This window comes from Gloeocapsa sp. PCC 7428, from assembly GCF_000317555.1.
GTDB lineage: Bacteria > Cyanobacteriota > Cyanobacteriia > Cyanobacteriales > Chroococcidiopsidaceae > Chroogloeocystis.
This window is the reverse complement of sequence record NC_019745.1, coordinates 1,830,702-1,850,971: the sequence shown is the minus strand read 5'-3', so window position 1 is coordinate 1,850,971 and position 20,270 is coordinate 1,830,702. Positions and strand designations below refer to the sequence as shown.

Below are 20,270 nucleotides of genomic sequence, written 5' to 3'. Positions count from 1 at the left end.
AATCATCCTCGATGTTTGCCCAAAAGCTTGATGCGGACAGCATCAATGTATTAATAGGTTTGGGACACAACAAATATGCCCCTAATGACTACACTGGCGAAGGACTACAAAACGAAAATGTCTGCATATGTTATGTCTAATCCTTTAGGTAGAAGTGCAAACTGTACCTTCTGCGTTGCGCCTGTACCATCTTCATCAAAAAACAACGCGCCAGTGTTGCGGTTATAAATAAAGCGCTGATCGGTGTTTGATGCCGTTTGACCGATCGCAAATTGGGCGGCGCTAATGTGCGTCCCGCGATTCAACTGACAGTTGACACCAAAACCAACACCTGAATTAGGTGCGATCGCATAGACAGCAATTTGATCTTCGCCAACGACAAAATCGGTAATTCTATCGACTCCTTGAAACGGTTCGTAAAAGCCAAATTCGTCACGCCCTGCGCCACCGGTGAGAACATCATCGCCAAAGCTACCAAAAAGCGTATCGTTACCCGCACCGCCAATGAGAGTGTCATTGTCGGAACCACCTCTGATGTAATCGTGACCATCACCGCCGTTGAGTGTACCGCCTCCTTCTAGCGTGTCGTTACCCGCGCCACCAAACAAAAAGTTAGCCTCGGCACCAAACTCCATGTCTCGCAAAACATCGTCGCCTTCGCCGCCTATCAGCGTATCGTTACCATATCCGCCTTGGAGTGTGTCGTCACCAATTCCACCATCGAGGCTGTCATCACCGAAACTACCGTTTAATTTATCGTTACCCGCGCCACCAAAGATCGTGTCATTGCCATCATCACCTTCAAGCGAGTCATTGCCATCACCACCTGCGATGAAATCGTCTCCTCCGCTACCGTTGAGCGTGTCGCTACCATCGTTACCGTAAAGGCGATCGTTACCAAAGCTAGCGTCAATTTTGTCGTTACCTAGCCCACCGGATAAGATATTGTTGCCACTGTTGCCATAGATAATGTTGTTGAGGGCATTACCAGTGCCGTTGATATTACCTTCGCCACCTAGTAATAGGTTCTCAAGATGATTGCTTAACGTGTAATTGACGGTTGATTCAACCCAATCCACACCCTCATTCGCCAATTCAATAATGGAATCTTCAATACTGTCAACAATGTAATAGTCATTGCCCGTACCACCGACTAAGGTATCATTCCCCAAGCCCCCATCTAGGTAGTCTGTACCTGCACCACCGTACAGTATATTGTTAGCATCGTTGCCAACAATGTCATTGTTTAAAGTATTACCCACTGCAAAGCTAGGAGTGTTGATACTATTTGCTGTAGTGTTTAACGGATTATCAACACCTATTAGCCCGTCCTCGGTTCCATTATCGATGAGGACTAAATGTTCTACATTTTCGCCAAGAACATAACTGATGGAAGAATAAACAATATCAACACCTTGGTTTGGTAAATCAACAATGACGTCATTCGCACTATTAATAATGTAAATATCATCACCCACTCCGCCGACTAAGGTATTATTGCCCAAGCCGCCATCAAGCGTATCATTGCCAGCTTTACCGTAGAGTTTATTGTTAGCATTGTTGCCAACGAGAAAGTTGTTTAAAGAATTTCCTGTACCATTTAGAGGCTGATCGCCAACAAGAAATAAGTTCTCTACGTTATCAGTTAAAGTGTAATTAATCGAGGCATAGACTGTATCTATATCTGCATCAACAATTTTTATATTCCAGTTTTCATCAAAAATTTCTAGTGGGTTAATTTTCTCAATGACGACATCGCTAGCACTGTCAACTAGGTAGACATCATTACCAATTCCACCTGCTAGAGTGTCATCGCCGTACCCACCATTTAAGACATCATCACCCGCATTACCGTAAAGCTTGTCGTTACCGCCACCACCATGAATATGGTCGTGACCATCTCCACCGTATAAAGTATCTTTACCAGAACCACCGTAAATGCTATCGTCGCCTTTACCGCCTGCGAGTAAGTCGTTGTTTGCTTCTCCGTAGAGGCGATCGCTGCCGTTACCTCCTTCTAGTGTGTCATTTCCTGTACCACCATAAAGAATATCTAGCCCTGCACCACCTACTAAGCTGTCATCTCCTGTACCGCCATAAATCGTATCGTTGCCCGCATTACCTAGCAAAGTATCGTTTCCTGAAGGACTTGCAGCATTATCGCCTGATGCCCAACCGAAGATTCGATCTGCACTCGCAGTGCCTTTTATTAGGTCAGGTTTCCTCGTACCATGAATAATTGACATATTTTCTCCTGCTTTCCCTCAACCACATTCAAGGCGTAGATTTGATGGATGATTTACGACATCATGTCAAACTCGCACTTTCTGCTTTGATTTAATTTTTTCTATAAAGGTTTCAGGGCTAATGCAGATTTTTCTGCAAAAAACGCTGACTAAAATGATTTTCAAGAACCTTTTGAAATAACTTCTGTTGCACCCAAGGGCTATTTGCTTTCTGAAATAAATTTCACCTTATGGGCTATCAAACACTGGTATAAAAAAATGCTAATCTTACTTTAGATTTACTTGAGACTGTGACTGATAAAGAGGATTGCTGGATTTTTCATAAACAAATACTTTAAAATTGATTGAATCATTTCTAGATTATCCTAAAGCTAAAATAGGTAAATCCTCCTGATATCAGAATCGCTAAATATTAAAGTATTACTTTTGATTCGTTAATTGTATAAATTTTATGTAAAGACTTGATGAAAAATTTATGAACAGTAATTAATCTTTGAGTTTTAGAACAAGCGATCAAGCTAACGCGAGCTAAATCAGATTTTAGTAATATTTTATAATTCAATTTATAAATAAATGATAAAGTTGCATCTATCAAAAAGTAGAAATTAAGTGTTTGTTTTAATTAACACCCGCAAGGATAAGCGCGATCGCTCGATGTATATGACATAAAAAATCCCCATGCAGAGGATGGGGAACCATAAATTAAATCTGAGAGACAGTTTACCAGAACATTAATTGAGTCTCGACATCAAACATTGTACCTGGTTGGAGTTGAGCGACTTGACGTTCAACAACCTGCTGATTGATAACTTCATTATAAAGTAGCGCTCCGCTACTACTGTTATAAGTGAATGTACCGTTATAAAAGCCCACAAAGCTGGCAACAATCATATCTCCTTGCGTTCCATTGAAGTCTTGGATCGTTGCGTAGGCTGAGGGATTATTTAAAATAAAGACATCTGCACCTGCGCCGCCAGTGAGAGTATCATTTCCAATACCGCTTTCGAGTGTATCGTTACCTTGACCACCCTTGAGATGATTATTACCAGCAAAGCCGATCAGGTAGTCATCACCGAAACCACCGATTAAAGTGTCATTACCAATACCACCATACAGCGTGTCATTACCTGCACCACCCTGAAGCAAGTCATTACCTGCACCACCCTCAAGATAGTCATCACCGCCACCACCGTAGAGAGTATCGTTTCCAGCATCCCCTACTAGCGTATCTCTACCTTGGTAGCCATAAATGATGTCATTAGATGACGAACCTAATAGATAGTCAGCTTTATCAGTGCCATGAAACGTTGCCATATTAATTTCTCCTATATTTTCTAATTTTTGATACGCGATAAAAACTATAGATTTTGTTAATGATTTGCGCGTTTTTTCGGAGAGAATCTGATAAACACGCTGATGCAGTTTTGCTTTAATTAGAAGCTAGATCAAATTTAAGTGTATCTACCGATTTTTGTCTGTCACTTAAAGTCACCTAAAGTCACACTTCATGAAAAAGTTTTGGAAACTTAGATAAATTTCGGTGAACTCACTGATCTGTTGTCTGTAAATCTGCGGGTAAGCTAGGAAGCAAAATAAAGTACGATAAATATCGCTGTTTTGTTGAGTAATGGATATTGAACAAGCACTACTTGTCGTAGATGCAGCTTTAGAAAACATTTATTTAAGTAATGTACAAGAGCTAGTTTTGCGACAATCTTGGGAAGGTAAAACATATCCAGAAATTGCAGAAAGTTATGGATATGAGGCAAATTATATTAAAAATGTTGGTTATAAATTATGGATTTTACTTTCGCAGGCTTTCGCAGAAAACGTCACAAAAAGTAATTTTCGCTCAGTTATTAGAAGACAATCTATTCGTGTATTAGCACAATGTAGTACAGTTGCAGCAGATAACAATAGTAAGAACAATCAAAATACTACAGATGTACTGAAAAGAACATTTTTTGAGACGAAACTAGCGCACTACGACACTGACAGTGCAACATTAAATCAGCATTTAGTCGCGATAGATACGCTCAAACAGTGCAGCGAATGCTCTTTAATAGTACTATCTGCGCCCAGCAAAAAATGCCAAGCGTTAAATACAGAATTTTGCTTGGCACGTGTTGTCACTGAAGGTGACAACATCATTATTAATCAAGTCAAGACAAAACAATATGCGCAAACAGTTAATCGCTAGCCTACATCAGTCTTCAGCCTGACCGATACGGCGTAGATTAATAACATCGCTCATTTTCTTAATTTGTGCAAAAACTTGTTCAAGCTGAGTGCGATCGCGGATATCAATTCCCAAATCAATTAAAGCAGGTTGTCCGTTGGATGTTTTCACTTGCGCGTTACGCACATTGATTCCTTGGTCGCTGAGACGTGAGAGAATATCTTTAAGAATTCCCACGCGATCAATTGCTTCAATTTGAATATTGACAGTGTAAGTCTGCGGGCGACTTCTTTCGGAGTTGTTATGATTCCAACTGACAGGAATTAAGCGATCGCCTTCGATATTCTCAACATTCTGGCATCCTTGACGGTGAATTGAAATACCGCGACTATTGCGCGTCACAACCCCGATAATCGGTTCACCTGGAATCGGAGTGCAACACTTTGCCAAATGATACAACAAGCCTTCGACTCCCGCGATGGGAGAATCGGACCGCGAACTTGGTAGCGGTTCTTTATGTGTTTTGGTAGAAGACGGTAAAACGGTGACATCCGCCGTTTGCGCGATCGGTTGTTGGGCTTTGATAATTTCGCGCAAACGATTGAGAACGAGATTCAAAGTTATTTCACCGTAACCCAACGCCGCTAGGAGATCTTCGACGCTGTGATAGTTGCATTTTTCGGCGACGGCTTGCATCGGTTCTGATTTGAGAAGCGCTTCAAAACCTGTTTTACCAAGTTCTTTTTCTAGCAACTCGCGTCCCCGTGCGATATTTTCTTCGCGGTGCGATCGCTTGTACCATTGACGAATGCGGTTTTTTGCCCCAGTCGTCACCACAAAGTTGAGCCAATCTAAACTCGGATGGCTATTTTTTTGCGTCAGGATGTCTACGATATCGCCGTTTTTTAATGGCGTATCCAGCGTTACCATTCTCTCATTGACACGCGCGCCGCAACAATGGTTTCCGACCTCGGTGTGAATGCGATAGGCAAAATCAACAGGTGTTGCACCTGCGGTTAGCGAAACGACATCACCTTTAGGGGTAAAAACATAAACGTCGTCTTCAAACAAGTTATCTTTGACGCTATCAAGATATTCTTGCGCATCATTGACATCTTTGAGGTCATTTTGCCATTCTAAGATTTGGCGCAACCAGGTAAATTTTTCCTCGCTTGTCTTGAGTTGACTATGGCTAGAACTTCCTGTTTCTTTATACTTCCAGTGCGCTGCGATTCCGTACTCGGCGACGTGGTGCATTTCTAGCGTGCGGATTTGAACTTCTAATGGACGCCCAGTAAAACCGACGACGGCTGTATGTAATGATTGGTAGCGGTTAGGCTTTGGTAAGCCGATGTAGTCTTTAAATCTCCCTGGAATGGGTTTAAACGCATCGTGAACCTCGGCTAAAGCGCGGTAGCATTCTTCTTTGGTATTGACAATGATCCGAATCGCAGCGATGTCGTAGATTTCGTGAAATTCTTTTTGTTGCCGCTGCATTTTCTGGTAAATGCCATAGAGGTGCTTCGGACGACCGCTGATATCGATACATTTAATTTCAGCTTGCTCCATCCGCGCTGTCAACACATCGATGACGCGTGTGAGTCTAGCTTCTCGATTTACGCGTTTTTCGGCAACTAAGTCTTGAATTTGTCGATACGCTTCAGGTTCTAGGTACTTAAACGCTAAATCTTCTAATTCCCACTTGAAGCGTCCAATTCCTAACCGATTTGCTAACGGTGCAAAAATTTCGCGTGTTTCTAAGGCAATTCGTCGCTGTTTTTCGGGTGCGAGGTGTTCCAACGTCCGCATATTGTGCAGGCGATCGGCAAGTTTCACCACGATCACGCGGATATCTTTCGCCATCGCCAAGAACATCCGACGAAAATTCTCTGCTTGGCGCTCAGTTTTGCTAGAAAACTTCTGCGAAAATTCGGATAGCTTTGTTACCCCCTCAACTAACTGACGTACTTCATTCCCAAACCGCTGTTCGATGTCCTCGATTGAGACATCCGTATCTTCAACGACATCGTGGAGAAATCCCGCAGCGATCATCGCGCTGCTACCACCCAAATCGCGTAACAAACCGGCGACAGCTACGGGATGACATATGTAAGGTTCGCCAGATTTGCGGTATTGACCTTGGTGTAGATCGTACGCGAAGCTAAAAGCCCGACAAATCAAGCTATTGTCTTGCTCCGAAGGTTGATGACTCTCCTGCGGTGCAACTAAACACTTTTGCAGCCATTCGGGAAGCTCGACATCAAAGGCGACGGGAGCGGTAGCATGAGTAACGGTGGAAACAGCAGCGTTCATAGGATCGGGCGGTAAATGCGGATGGTGGATGTTGGATAAGATATGTGTGGAAGACTCCACTATTTAAAAGGATGAAGATAACGAGGCATTAATGAATAAATTTATAGAGTAAAATTATCATCGCGTAGATTGTGCTAAGTATTATCTGCGAGAAATATTAAAGTTTCCAAAAATTGCACGATTGACTCAAACTTGCAGATAAGCATGAGTAAGCTTTCGCTCTGGAACAGAGTTTATGCTACGGGACAAAATTCTTTACATTAATAATATCGTAAGAAGCTACTGAATGTTGTCTAATTTTCATTATCAGAGCTATCAAGAATTTGCTGCGATTCTCGACGAGTTACAAGCAAATGCTAATAGCGCGCAGCTAGACGTTGCTCAACTGCGTCGAGTATTTGAGCAAGCACAACAGCTATTTCGGCAGCAAATCGTTACTATGGATACGAGCGATTTAGCACCGAGTATTGCATCGCGCGTCCATTCGTATCACACGGAAATTGATAAGCAGCTAAGGCTACTAGGCGTTGATGTCAGCTTTTTGCAAGCAGCACGACAACCGGCGACAATTGCAGCGCGAAAAGCACAAATTTGTACTAGAATTCAAACTTTAATCAACTATTGCCAGGTTTTGTTAGAGGTGGGTGAATAGTGGTCAAAGTTGCTACCACTGTTTATAAAAAAGACCTGTGAATGTTTGGAAGTTCTGACATAAGCAGTTGCCGTAACTCGCCTCCTAAATCCCCCATGCATTAGCTCGCGCCCTCTCACTCGCCTCAATTTTGGTGCAGATATAGGCTTTTGAGGTTGATACAACAGCCTTATTCTGGCAGACGAGATTTGATTCATGCAGGAGGTTTATTCTATATTTTTTTCTTTGTCAGATGTGCTGGATGAGGTGCAAAAATATTTACCTAATATTGTTAACGATCGCCGCGATCGCATTTATGTAATCATGCCTTTGACACATCACTCATATCGCAGCAACAGTTTATTGCAAAATACCCTTATGAGCGAAGCTTTATTTTGTATTGAAAATCTCAAAGTTGCTTATCCGCAACGCTACGCAACGCAGCAATTACAATGGGCTGTTGATGATGTGTCTTTAACACTCAATCGGGGGGAAAGACTAGGATTAGTGGGGGAATCGGGTTGTGGAAAGTCAACGCTAGGGCGCGCCGCGATGCGCTTATTACCAGCATCGACGCAAATTGAGGGTAAAGTCACGTTTGAGGGAAAATCGGTTTTGGATTTTACTCCTGCACAGTTGCGAAAATTTCGTGGGGAAGCTGTCGCGTTAATTTTTCAAGATCCGATGACACGCCTCGATCCGTTGATGACAATCGGGGATCATTGTGTCGAAACGCTGAAAGCGCATCAACCGCATTTGTCACAGCGCCAAGCCAAAGAAACGGCGATCGCAACCCTCGAAGCTGTCAAAATTCCTGCAAGTCGCTGGAGTCAGTATCCGCATGAATTTAGCGGGGGAATGCGTCAACGAGTTGCTATTGCACTTGCATTGTTACTCAATCCCAAGTTGATTGTTGCAGATGAACCAACTACAAGTTTAGATGTGACAGTGGCGGCGCAGATATTGCAAGAGTTAACTCGATTATGCCGCGATCGCGACATGGCGCTGTTGTTGATTTCACACGATTTAGCCTTAGTCGGGGAATACTGCGATCGCATCGGTGTGATGTATGGCGGAAAACTTGTTGAAATTGGAACTTCAAAAGCAGTTTTTCGCGATCCTCAGCACGAATATACACGTTCTCTTCTCAACGCCGCATTACATCTCCAAGCTACCAATCATAACGAGGTTCGCAATTCCCAATTCCCAATTCCCAATTCCCAATTCCCAATCCTCCGCATCACGAATTTAAAACAACATTATTCCCTAGAAAGCAATTTTATCGAACGACTCTTTCAGGGAAAAAATCAAACAATTAAAGCAGTTGATGGTGTCAACTTAGAGTTGTATCAAGGAGAAATTTTAGGATTAGTCGGCGAGTCGGGGTGTGGTAAGAGTACGCTGTCACGCACAATTTTGCAGTTGATTCGTCCAACGGCGGGTAAGGTAGAGTTACAAGGAACTGATATTACGGCATTACCAAAAGCAGGATTGCGTTCCTTTAGACGACAAATGCAAATGGTGTTTCAAGATCCGCACGCTTGTCTCAATCCAGCGATGACAGTGGGACAAAGTATCGCCGATCCATTATTGATTCACAACTTAGCCGATCCGACTTCCGCGAAAAAACAAGTGTTGCAAATGCTCGAACGCGTTGGCTTGAACCCCGCAACTGAGTATTATGAACGATACCCTAGCGATCTTTCTGGCGGACAGCAGCAACGAGTGGCGATCGCACGGGCGTTAATTACGCACCCGAAATTGATTATTTGCGATGAACCAGTGAGTATGTTAGATGCTAGCATCCAAGCGCAAGTGTTAGATTTGATGCTGGAATTGAAGCGCGAGTTTGATTTAACGTATTTATTTATTACGCATGACCTTTGGGTAGCAAAATTTTTATGCGATCGCATTGCAGTGATGAATGCAGGTCAAATTGTTGAAATTGGTTCTACACAAGAAATTTTTCATCACCCAAAACACGCTTACACGCAAACTTTACTGCAAGCTGCCCCTTTACTTGCAAAAACTTAACAAATTGCTAGTGGCTAGTCACTAACTTCTAATTCATAAAAACAGCAAATTGTCAAGCAAACTTTTCTGAATGTCTATCCAATAAATTCTTTCCAAATGAGTACAAGTACAGTGTTCTAGCGATCGCCTGACATTGGTATAATTTCAAAGCGCTTCTTTTACAAAACTTAACAGCAAGTTCTTTGCTAAGGAGTTTGGCAGCGATGTGGCACACTTCGTTTAGGTATTCATGACTACATTAACGACACCGCGTTCGATTCCAACCAATGAAGGGACAATTCGCCTCAAAGACATTCTCAAGACTTTACCGAAAGAATGTTTTCAGCAAAATCAGCGCAAAGCTTGGTTAGGGCTGTTAATAAATGTATTGTTGGTTGGTTTAGGTTACGCCGGTATAGCGATCGCACCTTGGTTTGCACTACCTCTGTTTTGGATTTTTACCGGTACAGCATTAACCGGTTTTTTTGTGATTGCGCATGATTGCGGACATCGATCGTTTGCGAAACGTCGTTGGGTAAACGATCTTGTTGGACATATATTTATGTTGCCGTTGATTTACCCGTTTCATAGTTGGCGGTTACTGCACAATCATCACCACTTGCATACAAATAAACTCGATATAGACAATGCTTGGCAACCGTTTCGCCCTGAAATTTATGCAAGTTCGGATAAATTTACACATTGGGGTTATCGCTTAGTACGCGGTCGATTTTGGTGGGTAGGATCAATTGCCCACTGGGCGCTTTTACACTTTGATTGGTCAAAATTTTCAGGAAAGAACCGCGAGCAAGTTAAACTATCCGTGTTGGTTGTCGCAGTATTTGCAGCGATCGCTTTTCCGGTTTTAATCGCGACAACTGGAAGTTGGGGCTTTGTGAAATTTTGGTTGATGCCGTGGCTAGTCTATCATTTCTGGATGAGTACGTTTACACTAGTTCATCACACAGTGTCAGATGTTCCATTCACTGTAGCCAGCGAGTGGAATGCAGCTACAGCACAATTATCTGGTACAATTCACTGCAACTATCCGCGCTGGATTGAGTTTCTTTGCCACGATATTAATGTTCACGTTCCGCATCATATTTCTACTGCGATTCCTTCGTATAATTTGCGCTTAGCGTACAGCAGCTTAAAAGAAAACTGGGCAGATTACCTTCATGAAGAATCGCAATTTTCGTGGTCATTGATGCAGCAGATTACAGATGAATGTTATCTATACGAACCGGAAAATTGCTATCAATCTTTTCAAGATTATCATGGTATCAGTAGATAAGTAGAACGAAACATTATATCCATCGATATAGGGGTTTGGCAGTGCCAAACCCTTGCTGTATTATCATTATTTAACTGCAACAATCCGTATACGTCGATAATCAGCAAACCATACGCCATTTTGATACAAGACAGGACGCAATTGGTTTTCTACATCAGATATAATCCTTGCTTGCTGCTCAGATGAAAATGTATCTAAAAAACTATTTGCAAACATTCTCAACCAGTTTTGCACTCCTTTCTCCCTCTCTTCCAAACGTGTAGGGCGATCGAAAAGAGTCGCAAATGTAAGTTGTAAACCGTGTTTTTCTAGCAAATTTCCATACTCTGCAATGCTTGGAAAATACCAAGGGTTTGATATTGTATTTACTGGATAACCTGCATTTTCTAAAGCTTGATATAACGCCGTAATAATTGCCTTTACATTACCTTTACCACCAAATTCTGCGACAAAACGCCCGCCTGATTTTAAAGCTTGATGAACTCCAAATATCACTTTTTCTGGTTCTGTAATCCAATGTAGTGCAGCGTTAGAAAACACAGCATCAAATTCTTCTTTGTATTGTAAGTTTCTCGCGTCTAATACTTCAAAATGCAAATGTGGGTATTTGTTACGCGCTTGTTCAATCATCGTCGTAGCGGAATCTATACCGACAACTTCGACACCTTGACTCGCAATTTTGTTTGTTAAGTCGCCTGTACCACAACCTAAATCAAGAATGCGATCGCCTCCGGTGCTGCGCGTAGCGCAATCGCCTGCTTGAGGTGCGAGTATTTCTATTAAATCTGTTGCTAATTCTGAAACAAAAGTGTGGTTGCGATCGTAGAGTTTAGCATCCCATTGATTCTGCATTTGGTAAAAATTTATCTATTGAACTTACGCAACCTGCAAAACGCATTTTGTATTTGACTGCCGCAGGTTTATTAGATATCTTACTCGAACTAGGCATGCAACCTGTGGGATATCTCTCAAAAGGTGTTGCAGATCAACCAGAGTTGTATATTACTCATGCTGAATATTGTATGCACGTTGGCTCCTAGATTTCTTAAACTTGAGAACTATTCGCGAGACAAAAGCTGATTTAGTCATTATTTTGAATTATTTGGCTGCGTTGCATACAAGCTTGGAATATTACTCCACACTTGAGCCTCAATGAAAAAATCCCATTCTCGCGCTCTGTTTGTTCGCCACTCTTCGTTAGGGATGCCAAACTTATCAACGATTTGGCAAATTTCACTCAATACAAATACTTGACCATGATACTCGGAATGGTAGAACTCTTGATCTGTTTGGTTTCTTAACCAGTAACTGATCATGCTATCTGGGTAAGTAAAGCTAACTTGTTCAGCACTAAAAGCCGACAGTGGAATCTGTACTGAGTTGCTTTGCCCATTGAACCCTTCTTCGATCCATACGGCTCGCTCAACTACAAAGTACTGAGGATAGAGAGAAATGGGCTGACCACCCTTTTTGATGAACTCTTGTCTGACCCAACTTTCTGCTTCTTGCCTCCGTTGCAAATACTTCTTAGGGTTGCTGAACCTGTCATATACCGCACCAGTTCGATCGCGCAGATTAGATATAACGCTTAGGGCTTCTTCTTCAGCAAGATCTGACAAGATTTGAAACGGCTGATCATCTCTGTGATAGTAGTGCGTGAGAATCATTTGTACTGAAGTGCCCCCGATAACTTCAAAGATACGCACCTTCATCCTATAATCACTGAACTCCGAACTCCAACAGTTCAGTTCAAAAGACCGTTCCCACAGGTAATGTGAAGCCCAATCACATAGTGGGGCAGACATTTAGAGTCACAGTCATCATGGCGTTGCAAACTTCCACCCTAGTCAACTGCTTGAGTTCGTGGTGAAACTCCTGAAAGTGCGCTCCAATTTTTGGTGGCGTACCAACTGTCCATCAGGACAGTGAGAAAGCGCAGATGCTAAAGAGCGCTACCTCAGTCTTATTTGAGCCTTCTTACTCAGTAGACCTCCTGCATGAATGTGATTGTGAATAAATTCGCAGCTAATTAAAGCCTGTCTACTTCCGTGGACTACGGTTAAGGCATGCCTTACCCTCTTAAAAGTCTTGTTTAAGTGTACGAAGGTACACTTTGTTTTGTAGCCCCCAACTTCAGTTGGAAGGCATTTGTGATTCATGCAGGAAGTCTAGTGACTGGGGAGAATGACTATCTCTAATGCCTCTACTGCGTAAGTCCTGATTTAAGCGTTCGCTATTTTAAAAACATTATTTTATTTGCGACGATTCAGGCTTTTCAACTATCAATTTTTACCAAATCTTTTCTAAGTCGAGTACAAATCCAGTCAAAACATCTTCTCCTGACAAAGTAGCAGGAGATTGTATAACTTCGACTTTTTGATTTGAACGATAAATTTCAACTTGTTGAGCTTTACAATTAATTAGCCAGCCCAAGCGAGTACCATTATCTAAATACTCTTTCATCTTGTCCTGAAGCATTCTTAAGTTATCGCTAGGAGAAAGTAATTCAATAACAAAGTCAGGGCAAAGAGGAATAAACTTCTCTTTTTGCTCTTGATTTAGGGTATTCCAGCGTTCTAATTTTAACCATGAAGCATCTGGCGAACGATCTGCACCATTAGGAAGTTTGAAACCAGTAGAAGAATCGAATACTAGACCAAGTTGCTTTTGATCATTCCATAACCAAAGTTGTGCAGTGATTCCAGCATTACGATTTCCAGTTTCTCCTCCCGTAGGTGGCATAACAATTAATTCTCCAGTAGCTGTGCGTTCAAACCGGAAATCTTGGTTTGCTTGGCATAGCTGAAAAAATTGCTCATCAGTCAGTTCGATAGCAGGTTTGAGATTGAGTATCAGGGAGGTCATTTGATGCTTTATCCCAAAAAGAAAATAGTAGGATAGGTAATGCCCACCCTACTAATTAGTTTATCTTTATTAAGATCTACTCGATTCCTTCGATGCGGTCTTCGACTTCTTGATACAACTCGCGGAGGAGTTCGAGATTACTTTCACTCGTTTCCCAATAACCGCGTCCGTTGACTTCTAGTAAAGTTGCGACAACTTTACGGAATGAATGTGGATTGAGATTCATCAACCGCTGACGCATCGCTTCATCTTGGATAAATGTGGCGTTGGTATCCTCATAAATCCAATTATCGACAGCGCCCGCTGTTGCACTCCAACCCATTGTATTGACAAGGCGCTTCGAGAGTTCGCGGACACCTTCATAACCGTGACTCAACATTCCCTCATACCACTTGGGATTAAGTAGTTTGGTACGGGCGTCGAGGCGTACGGTTTCAGACAAGGTGCGGACTTGCGCATTTGCTGTTGTGGTGTCTGCGATGTAAGCTGCTGGAGTTTTGCCATCACCGCGTAAACTTGCGACGACTTTAGTAGGATCAGAGTCGAAGTAGTGCGACACGTCGGTAAGGCTAATCTCGGAAGAATCAAGGTTTTGGAAGGTGACTTCGGCAGTTTTTAAAGAACTTTCAAAAATCTTCCGCGATTCTTCCATTGTGCCAGGGTTATCGGATGTGAAGGCGAAGGATTTACGCTTGAGGTACATTTCCTGTAACTCGGCTTCGCTTTCCCAAGTGCTGTTTTCGACGGCTAAGTTGATGTTAGATGAATAAGAACCCGAAGCATTTGAGAAGATGCGGGTAGCAGCTTGACGCAAGTTGATCCCCATTTCCTCAGCTTGTTGCGAGGCGTGTTTGCGGATAAAGTTCATCGATGGCGGTTCATCGGCTTCCGCTGCCATTTTTACAGCTTGATCTAGTAAGTTCATTTGGTTAATGAACAAGTCGCGGAAGACACCGGAACAGTTAACGACAACATCGATGCGCGGACGTCCTAATTCTTCTAACGGAATCAGTTCGAGTTTATTCACTCTTCCCAACGCATCAGGAACAGGGCGCACGCCTACCATCCACATGATTTGCGCGAGGGATTCGCCATAGGTTTTGATGTTGTCCGTACCCCAGAGGACGCACGCGATCGTTTCGGGATATTGACCGCCATTATCGGCTTTTTGCCGTGCTATGAGGCGATCGACAACAATTTTAGCAGATTGTACCGCAGCAGTTGTGGGGATCGATTGGGGATCGAGGGCGTGGATGTTTTTGCCAGTGGGAAGCACATCAGGATTGCGAATTGGATCGCCGCCAGGTCCAGGAAGGACGTATTCGCCTTCGAGGGCTTTGAGTAAAGCACCCAGTTCGTTATCGGCGACAACTTGTTGCAAGCAGAATTCGAGATACTCGAACAGCGGTTTCAACGCTTGGGGATCAACTTTGGGGTAGCCTGCTTGATGCAATGCTTCTAACCAAGGCTCTTTTTTACCCATGTTGAAGAAATTGAGTTTAGAAACCTTGGAAACTCGTCCATCTGCATCGGTTTGCGCTTTGACTAAGGCGCTGAGTGCATCACGTGTCGCGAGGCTGATTTCTTGCAACAATTGCACGTCTTCGAGCATACCGCGATCGCTATTGCGATAAATTTCATCAATATCGCGACCAATGCTATTCGCAATAATTCGAGGTAGACTCAGAATTTCTTCTTCTGGGCGATCGAGTCCGGCGATATTCACTAAAGTTGCGATCGCTTCTTCGGCTGTCGGTGGTTTACCAATTACGTGCAAACCACACGGTAAAAGTCGCGACTCGATTTCCATCAGCTTACGATACACCGAACCGACAATTCCATCGCGTTCTTCCGCCGACATATCCTTCGCATCGGTTTCGGGTAAAGCAATATCTTTATCCAAATTGACAACGCGGCACTTATCCATAATCGTATTCACGATCGGAATTCCGCGTCCGCTGTCTTTGAGCGTTTGATACGAAGCGATTAGTTCACTTAGTTCCTTCAACCCTTTATATAACCCAGCATTTTCGGCAGGGGGAGTCAAGTAAGAAATCGTTTCCGCGTAGCTGCGGCGTTTGGCGATTGTGGCTTCGCTGGGGTTATTCGCCGCGTAGTAGTACACATTCGGAATCGTACCGATTAAGTTATCAGGATAGCACTCGCCAGACATCCCAATCTGTTTTCCTGGCATGAATTCTAACGAGCCATGCGTACCGAAGTGCAACACCGCGTCAGCTTGCCAAACACGCTCTAAATACGTGTAGTAAGCCGCAAAACCATGATGCGGACTTGCGGATCGCGAGAACAACAACCGCATTGGATCGCCTTCGTAACCAAATGTTGGCTGTACGCCGATAAAGACGTTACCGAAGTGTTTGCCGTAAATCAGCAGATTTTGCCCATCGCTATTAAGATGTCCTGGCGGTGGTCCCCAATTTTCCTCTAATCTTTCTGAATAAGGTGTAAGCTCCTCGTATTGCGGAACTGACATCCGATAGGCAATATTGAGTTCAGGGCTACTATACTGCGCTTGCGCGTCGTGAATCACTTCTTGCATCAGCTTTTCGGCAGATTCTGGCAAGTTCTGCACGTCGTAGCCATTCCGCTGCAATGACTGCATCACTTCATAAATTGAGCCAAACACATCAAGATACGCCGCTGTTCCCACATTACCTTTATCCGGTGGGAAGCTAAAGACAGTAATTGCTACGCGCTTTTGTAGTTTTGGCTTGCGCCGCAAGTTTGCCCATTTTAATGCTCGTTGCGCGACAGCTTCGATGCGATCTTGCAGGGCGATCGCTTTTCCGGTTGTGCCGTCTCTTCCTGATAAAATAATCGGTTCAATCGCGCCATCGAGTTCGGGGATCGCAATTTGCAACGCGACTTGAATCGGGTGCAATCCTAAATCGCTATCTTGCCACTCTTCGGTAGTTTGAAACACTAATGGCAATGCCACCATGTACGGACGATTCAAACGCTTGAGCGACTCAATTGCTTTCGGATGATCTTGGCGTGCAGGACCACCAACGAGCGCAAACCCCGTCAGCGAAATCACCACATCAACTATTGGAAACCCTTCCCCTCGCTCCTCGCTCCTCGCTCCTCGCCCCTGATCATAAAAATAAGCATCCACAGGTTTAGAGAAGTCCAAACCGCCAGCAAACACCGAAATCACTCGCGCGCCCATTGCTTCGATTTCTTGCACCATTGCCACGTAATGCGCATCATCACCCGTCACCAGGTGCGTACGCTGCAATACTAAACCAACGCACGGAGCTAAGGGATCTTTGAGATCCGCAGGAATATCTTTACGGCTGTTGTACCAGTTGAAATATTCCTTGACATCCTCAAACATTTGTGGTGCTAGCGGGTGCCAAATTCCCATATCAGGATACGTTACGGGATCTTGGAATTTTACCTTTTGCTGCAATGAAGGTACGTATTTATCTGCCAACATCAGCAAGAAGTTTTCCAAGTTTTCGGCAGAACCACCCAACCAATACTGAAAGCTGAGCATAAAGTTACGCGCGTCTTGTGCTTTGTCCATAGGTAGGTACTTCAGCACTTTTGGTAGCGTCTGCAACAGCTTGAGCATTCCATCTTGGAACGACGAGCCAGATTTTTCTTTACGCTTGCGCATAAATTGCGCGATCGCACTTTTTGATTGCCCTAACTGTGCCATCGAGAAGCTACCCATTTTGTTAAGGCGCATCACTTGCGGCATTGAGGGGAATACAACCGCTGCATCTAAGCGATCGCGGTGTGGTTCAACAGCGGCGACAACTTTGTCAGCTAGATCTTCGATAAAAATTAATGAAGCGATAAATATATTTGCCTCGGCAACGTCACGTTTGAAGTCCTCGTAGTTTCCTGCGTCTCGGAGTTCTTCAACCAAGTAGCCGCTAATTTCAATAGCCACAGATGAGTTGTTTGCATTAATTGTGCGTACCGCTTGCGATAACGCACTTTGGTACTGTGACTCAAGCACGACATAGACCACCTTGACTAAAGAACGTCCCTGGAGGCTTTCAGGAGCAATGTGACGAATGGTGGACTTGACGTGTGTAAACATTCAGGTAAGGCTCCTTAATAACAATGCGTGTTCTGTGTTCTCTTTTTTAGGCTATGAAGTGTTTTTTACCAGAAAATGCTTACCTGCCGAGAATTTCCGCGCTTAACTGACACAATTTGATAAATAAGTTGAAATAATTCTTCTTATTTGTTGACAACTAATCAAGTCGTGACTTCTGTCTAATTAATAAAAATTATCGAAAATATAAGTAAATAATGTCAGCGATTGATATTTTAATTCTCTCGAATGGTCCAGGAGAAATTACAACGTGGGTGCGTCCGGTTGTCCAAGCATTGCGTCAACAATTAGGAAGCGATTGCGCTGCACGCAGCACCAAAGGCGATCGCGCTCAAGTCCGCATTTCTGTCATTTTGTCGCCGTGTCCGAATGCAAGCGGTAAAGAAGCAGCGATCGCACAAAGTTATCCAGAAGTCGATCGCGTTCAAGCCGCAGAGCATTTCTGGCAATTTCTTTTAACAGGTAAAACTGCCGCAAATTGGGATTGGCGCAAGCACGGTGTCGTTCTCTTTCTGGGTGGGGATCAATTTTTTCCGGTTGTGATTGGCAAACGTCTCGGCTACCGCACCGTTATTTATGCCGAATGGGACGCGCGATGGTATCGCTGGATCGATCGCTTTGGTGTGATGAAAGCTGAATTGATTTCGCGCATTCCTGCGAAATATGCCCATAAATTCACGGTTGTTGGCGATTTAATGGCAACAGCGGCAAGTCATTGCCTTGCCCAAACCGAGGATTATTTCAAGGCAAAGCAATACAAACAATTGATTGGTTTATTACCAGGGTCAAAACCTGCAAAATTAACGCAAGGTGTACCGTTAGCGTTGGCGATCGCGCAGCATATCCACGCTCAAAAACCTGAAACAGAATTTGTGATTCCTGTCGCGCCTACACTCGATTTGGAAACTTTAGCTCAGTTTGCTCATCCACAGTTCAATTCGATGATTGAGCATTTAGGCGGCGTTAGTGCTGAACTTATTACAACCGAGGCGCGCCCATTTTTAAAAACAAATAGCGGATTGCGTATCAAGCTAGAAACGCGGTTCCCTGCGTATGACTTACTTGCCGAGTGCAGTCTGTGCTTAACAACTGTCGGCGCGAACACGGCAGAATTAGGCGCTTTAGCTGTGCCAATGATTGTATTACTTCCTACGCAGCAACTCGATGCGATGCGGGCTTGGGATGGACTTCCAGGACTATTAGCAAATTTACCAGTTGTTGGCTCTAGCATGGCAAAAACAATTAATTGGCTAGCATTAAGACGCTTAGGGTTACTCGCATGGCCTAATATTTGGGCAAAGTCTGAAGTTGTTCCCGAACTTGTCGGCAATTTACAACCGCACGCCGTCGCAGAACTTGCCTTAGATTACTTAAATCATCCTGAAAAACTTGCAGCCATGCGCGAACAACTTCGTCACATTCGCGGCGAATCTGGCGCAGCCCAAAAACTAGCCAGCATCGTCAAAGAAGTTATTGATTAAGAAAGAGGTCAGCACTCAGGGTTTTAACGATAGATAAAGATGTGTGTCGAGATGGGTTGTGACGCAACACTCAAGTATCAATGAATGAATATTCTCTGATCTTTGATCCCTGCTATAACAGCTATCTCGAAGACTGACCATCGCGTCGCCCTAGTTCATACACCCCGCAACCCATGCACGCGAGAATTCCCATGCTGATTGCCCAGCTTTTACCTAAGCCAATTTCGACACCATAGTTGCATAAGCTACCGACAATCAGAAAGGGCACAATGCTAAAAAGTGAGGCGTAGAAAGCGTTTTGCGATTCCCTGGCAACGCGGGTTTTCTCAAATTCAGTTTCGCTGCTGTAAAGCGATCGCTCGGCAAAATTAAACCAGCGATTGAGTTGATCGATTACCCACTCACTAACAGGCGAAAACCCCAGATACAAAGCCAAAGACCACAAACTCGCTCCGGCGATCGTTGTAGCATTGATATCGAATTTAAACGGAAAAATATCACTGAGCATGGTTCAAGGAGGTGCGACGAGTCACCAGAAAGTAACTTATGGCGTTTTCAGAATTCTAACGATAAAGCGGAGCTTTCACAAAATCGTATTTCCAATCAGTCAATCCGTCATGAAAAATCAGTACGCAGTTTGTTGTATCAATAATGTTATTTCTAAGACATACTTTTTCTGAAGATTATGCTTACCTACTCATGGTTAAACTTTACTCTTTATCGACCAAGTTGAGATAAGATTAATCTTCAAAAGAACCAAATAAAAAAGGACATTACTTTCTAAAAATAAGCCGGTTTGAACTCACAATCCTATTGTGTAAAGCAATTGCTGAAAATCGCCAAACTCAAAGTAGATGAGTAGACCTCCTGCGTGAATACCGTGAATACTTTGTATATAATATTGAGCCGCAACGTTCTCGCTCAAGGGCGACACTAAATCTCTCGGACAGCAACGCTACGCGAACAATACACTACGTTTCGATTCATACAAGATGTCTAATAGTAGATATGAAAGCGATCGCCGTTGCCACTCTTTAGATAGTAAGCTTTCATAATTTGCAAATTGAGTGCTGGATGTGGAACTTTTCTGACATAGTTACCGTAAATACAGATGTGAGTTAAATAGCGTACGAGTCAAGATTTATCCTCTTTCAT

At 43.4% G+C, this 20,270-nt stretch carries 13 protein-coding genes; 5 read left to right on the top strand and 8 right to left on the bottom strand.

The window, feature by feature from the left end; all coding sequences use genetic code 11:
- Positions 1 to 104: 104 nt before the first annotated feature.
- Positions 105 to 2,246 (bottom strand): calcium-binding protein, encoded by a 2,142-nt coding sequence (locus GLO7428_RS28900; RefSeq protein WP_015188080.1) that lies wholly within the window; start codon positions 2,244 to 2,246, stop codon positions 105 to 107.
- Between the two features lie 720 nt (positions 2,247 to 2,966).
- Positions 2,967 to 3,560, bottom strand: a complete 594-nt coding sequence (locus tag GLO7428_RS08105) for a calcium-binding protein (RefSeq protein WP_015188079.1) — start codon at positions 3,558 to 3,560, stop codon at positions 2,967 to 2,969.
- Positions 3,561 to 3,873: 313 nt separating this feature from the next.
- Here GLO7428_RS08105 and GLO7428_RS08100 point away from each other — a divergent pair, with 313 nt between their 5' ends.
- Positions 3,874 to 4,446, top strand: a complete 573-nt coding sequence (locus GLO7428_RS08100) for a hypothetical protein (RefSeq protein WP_015188078.1) — start codon at positions 3,874 to 3,876, stop codon at positions 4,444 to 4,446.
- A 6-nt stretch (positions 4,447 to 4,452) separates the two neighbouring features.
- On the opposite strand, the gene GLO7428_RS08095 is transcribed toward GLO7428_RS08100, so the two are convergent.
- On the bottom strand, positions 4,453 to 6,738 hold the full coding sequence (locus tag GLO7428_RS08095) for a bifunctional (p)ppGpp synthetase/guanosine-3',5'-bis(diphosphate) 3'-pyrophosphohydrolase (RefSeq protein WP_015188077.1): 2,286 nt from the start codon (positions 6,736 to 6,738) through the stop codon (positions 4,453 to 4,455).
- A gap of 286 nt (positions 6,739 to 7,024) precedes the next feature.
- On the opposite strand from GLO7428_RS08095, the gene patD reads away from it, so the two are divergent.
- From patD to GLO7428_RS08080, 3 genes are all read left to right on the top strand, one after another.
- On the top strand, positions 7,025 to 7,390 hold the full coding sequence (gene patD, locus GLO7428_RS08090; protein WP_015188076.1) for a heterocyst frequency control protein PatD: 366 nt from the start codon (positions 7,025 to 7,027) through the stop codon (positions 7,388 to 7,390).
- A 357-nt stretch (positions 7,391 to 7,747) separates the two neighbouring features.
- A complete protein-coding gene (locus GLO7428_RS08085) occupies positions 7,748 to 9,403 on the top strand; it encodes an ABC transporter ATP-binding protein (protein WP_041919012.1) in 1,656 nt (551 codons plus the stop codon).
- Between the two features lie 229 nt (positions 9,404 to 9,632).
- A complete protein-coding gene (locus GLO7428_RS08080; RefSeq protein ID WP_015188074.1) occupies positions 9,633 to 10,676 on the top strand; it encodes a fatty acid desaturase in 1,044 nt (347 codons plus the stop codon).
- A gap of 66 nt (positions 10,677 to 10,742) precedes the next feature.
- Here GLO7428_RS08080 and GLO7428_RS08075 read toward each other — a convergent pair whose 3' ends face one another.
- The 4 genes from GLO7428_RS08075 to GLO7428_RS08060 all read right to left on the bottom strand — a co-directional run bounded on the left by GLO7428_RS08075 (position 10,743) and on the right by GLO7428_RS08060 (position 17,616).
- Positions 10,743 to 11,528 (bottom strand): trans-aconitate 2-methyltransferase, encoded by a 786-nt coding sequence (locus GLO7428_RS08075; protein ID WP_015188073.1) that lies wholly within the window; start codon positions 11,526 to 11,528, stop codon positions 10,743 to 10,745.
- Positions 11,529 to 11,764: 236 nt separating this feature from the next.
- Positions 11,765 to 12,382 (bottom strand): hypothetical protein, encoded by a 618-nt coding sequence (locus GLO7428_RS08070; protein ID WP_155823614.1) that lies wholly within the window; start codon positions 12,380 to 12,382, stop codon positions 11,765 to 11,767.
- A gap of 583 nt (positions 12,383 to 12,965) precedes the next feature.
- Positions 12,966 to 13,541, bottom strand: coding sequence for a Uma2 family endonuclease (locus GLO7428_RS08065; protein ID WP_015188071.1), 576 nt, complete (start codon positions 13,539 to 13,541; stop codon positions 12,966 to 12,968).
- 76 nt (positions 13,542 to 13,617) lie between these two features.
- Positions 13,618 to 17,616 (bottom strand): magnesium chelatase subunit H, encoded by a 3,999-nt coding sequence (locus GLO7428_RS08060; RefSeq protein WP_015188070.1) that lies wholly within the window; start codon positions 17,614 to 17,616, stop codon positions 13,618 to 13,620.
- A 215-nt stretch (positions 17,617 to 17,831) separates the two neighbouring features.
- On the opposite strand from GLO7428_RS08060, the gene GLO7428_RS08055 reads away from it, so the two are divergent.
- Positions 17,832 to 19,115, top strand: coding sequence for a hypothetical protein (locus GLO7428_RS08055; protein ID WP_015188069.1), 1,284 nt, complete (start codon positions 17,832 to 17,834; stop codon positions 19,113 to 19,115).
- 121 nt (positions 19,116 to 19,236) lie between these two features.
- Here the strand turns inward: GLO7428_RS08055 and GLO7428_RS08050 are convergent, their stop codons facing one another.
- Positions 19,237 to 19,623, bottom strand: coding sequence for a hypothetical protein (locus GLO7428_RS08050; protein ID WP_015188068.1), 387 nt, complete (start codon positions 19,621 to 19,623; stop codon positions 19,237 to 19,239).
- Positions 19,624 to 20,270: the final 647 nt, after the last annotated feature.

Coding starts and splice junctions, on each gene's coding strand:
- GLO7428_RS28900 (WP_015188080.1), bottom strand. CDS start 2,246: ATGTCAATTATTCATGGTACGAGGAAACCTGACCTAATAAAAGGCACT.
- GLO7428_RS08105 (WP_015188079.1), bottom strand. CDS start 3,560: ATGGCAACGTTTCATGGCACTGATAAAGCTGACTATCTATTAGGTTCG.
- GLO7428_RS08100 (WP_015188078.1), top strand. CDS start 3,874: ATGGATATTGAACAAGCACTACTTGTCGTAGATGCAGCTTTAGAAAAC.
- GLO7428_RS08095 (WP_015188077.1), bottom strand. CDS start 6,738: ATGAACGCTGCTGTTTCCACCGTTACTCATGCTACCGCTCCCGTCGCC.
- patD (WP_015188076.1), top strand. CDS start 7,025: ATGTTGTCTAATTTTCATTATCAGAGCTATCAAGAATTTGCTGCGATT.
- GLO7428_RS08085 (WP_041919012.1), top strand. CDS start 7,748: ATGAGCGAAGCTTTATTTTGTATTGAAAATCTCAAAGTTGCTTATCCG.
- GLO7428_RS08080 (WP_015188074.1), top strand. CDS start 9,633: ATGACTACATTAACGACACCGCGTTCGATTCCAACCAATGAAGGGACA.
- GLO7428_RS08075 (WP_015188073.1), bottom strand. CDS start 11,528: ATGCAGAATCAATGGGATGCTAAACTCTACGATCGCAACCACACTTTT.
- GLO7428_RS08065 (WP_015188071.1), bottom strand. CDS start 13,541: ATGACCTCCCTGATACTCAATCTCAAACCTGCTATCGAACTGACTGAT.
- GLO7428_RS08060 (WP_015188070.1), bottom strand. CDS start 17,616: ATGTTTACACACGTCAAGTCCACCATTCGTCACATTGCTCCTGAAAGC.
- GLO7428_RS08055 (WP_015188069.1), top strand. CDS start 17,832: ATGTCAGCGATTGATATTTTAATTCTCTCGAATGGTCCAGGAGAAATT.
- GLO7428_RS08050 (WP_015188068.1), bottom strand. CDS start 19,623: ATGCTCAGTGATATTTTTCCGTTTAAATTCGATATCAATGCTACAACG.